Source organism: Marinobacterium sedimentorum, assembly GCF_024267675.1.
Lineage (GTDB): Bacteria > Pseudomonadota > Gammaproteobacteria > Pseudomonadales > Balneatricaceae > Marinobacterium_A > Marinobacterium_A sedimentorum.
Window position 1 is genome coordinate 1 of the sequence record NZ_JALDYX010000076.1, and the last position, 1,752, is coordinate 1,752.

At 52.9% G+C, this 1,752-nt stretch carries 1 protein-coding gene; it reads right to left on the reverse strand.

The window, feature by feature from the left end; all coding sequences use genetic code 11:
- Positions 1–36: 36 nt before the first annotated feature.
- Positions 37–1,326: a group II intron reverse transcriptase/maturase gene (ltrA, locus tag MRS74_RS23475; protein ID WP_254582710.1), complete on the reverse strand. Its 1,290-nt coding sequence runs from the start codon at positions 1,324–1,326 to the stop codon at positions 37–39.
- Positions 1,327–1,752: the final 426 nt, after the last annotated feature.

The following is a 1,752-nucleotide window of genomic DNA, read 5'->3' on the forward strand; positions in this document are numbered from 1 at the left end:
CCTCAGTTATATATTCGCCCGCGTAAAGCACGCGCCCTAGTACCAATCCACCAGGATCAAGCGCTTGCTGACCCGTGGTGGTTCAATCTGAAAATATCCCAACATGACCTTGAGACTATTCCAGTTATAACTTCTACGCTGACTTCGCCTGTTGAGCCATTTATACAAGCTGTGCAACAGATGCTTGAACAGTCGTGACAGGCTCCGGCTGTTGTCGGGTAGTCCGAAATAGTTTCTGAACCCTGTGAGCTTGCGCTTCAAGCTGGGCATCCAATCCCGTAGCGGTTTTGAACGCTGGAGCTTGATCCACTGGTAGAGCTCACTCATGGTGGCCTTCTGTTTCTTCGACGCCGTTCGCCGCCTCAGTCGAGGCTTCTTGTTGACATCAAGGCTCCAGTAAAACTCGAACCCCAGAAACTGGAAGTTGCGTTTCCTGCCCGGATGGAAGCGACTAAATCGCTTCAGGTGCGTTTTCTCTGGCGCCACATTGAGGCCAAATTTATCGAGCCGTTTTGGCAGCACCCGATAGAAACGCTCAGCATCCCGGCGCAATTGAAACGCGACGACAAAATCATCCGCATAGCGGATCAGCATGGCTCTGCCGTTCATCCTCGGCTTGACCTTCCTTTCAAACCACAGATCAAGGGCGTAGTGCAGGTAGATGTTCGCAAGCACAGGACTGACCACACTCCCCTGAGGTGAGCCCTGCGTCGGTTTGCTAAACACGCCATCCGGCGACTTCACGCGTGCCTTCAGCCATTGCTTGATCAGGCTCAGCAGTGCCTTGTCATCAATGCGCTGTTCCAGCATTCGGACCAGCCAGGCATGGTTCATATTGTCGAAAAAGCCTTTGATATCAGCCTCGACGATATAACCATAGCCTTTGAACTGCAGGTTGAGTCCCAGGCTGTGAACCGCTTGATGGGCACTTTTGTTCGGTCGATAACCATAGCTGTTGGGCAGAAAGTCCCCTTCCCAGATACTTTGCAGGATCTGGCTGACACTTTGCTGCACCAGCTTGTCGTCCACCGTGGGTAGGCCCAACGGCCGTTGTTTGCCATTGGCCTTCGGTATGAAGATGCGTTTGATCGCCGATGCCCGGTAGCATTTCTGCTGGAGCTGGCGACTGACACGCTGGATATTTCCAACCAAGTTCGACCGGTATTCAGGCATGGTTATGCCGTCGATGCCGGCCGCCGCTTGTTTGTTTAGCTGCCCCCAGCTTTGATACAGGAGATCAGAATTCAGTAATCCGTATAAATTCTGAAACCTGTGCCGAGGGTGGCTGCGTGCTTTAAATGCGATGCTGTGCAATGCGGTTGTCATAGTGGTTCCAGCCCTACTTTGTCCGGCCTATGTGTCTGTTGCACAGCGGATATAACTGTCAGCCCCTTCGCCATGTGGCCAGCTTTCCTGACCTCGGACTACTATGAGCTGATCCGACTTCCACGTTGCCATCGTTGGTTTCGCCATCAGGCTTTACTTCCCTACCCCGTCCCTGGGGAGCAAGCGTGGATCTCTCAAGTTCCTGATCCATCTCTTCATGCATGCCACGGCTTGATAACCCCGCTGGTTCGCCACAACCTCACCAGATACGGTTGTTTTGCATGGACTTCGACTGCGTTACAAGCCTCGTCAACCAGAGCTTTCTTTATTATCGGAGCGATGCCAGCACTTCAGGGACGCGGTATCCCCTGTGGCCTACATGATTCTCTGTGTACGCTTCACCTGTCTTGTTCGCAGCCTCAAAAA

Bases quoted from the DNA above. Each gene is read 5' to 3' on its own strand.
- ltrA (WP_254582710.1), bottom strand. From the start codon at position 1,326: ATGACAACCGCATTGCACAGCATCGCATTTAAAGCACGCAGCCACCCT.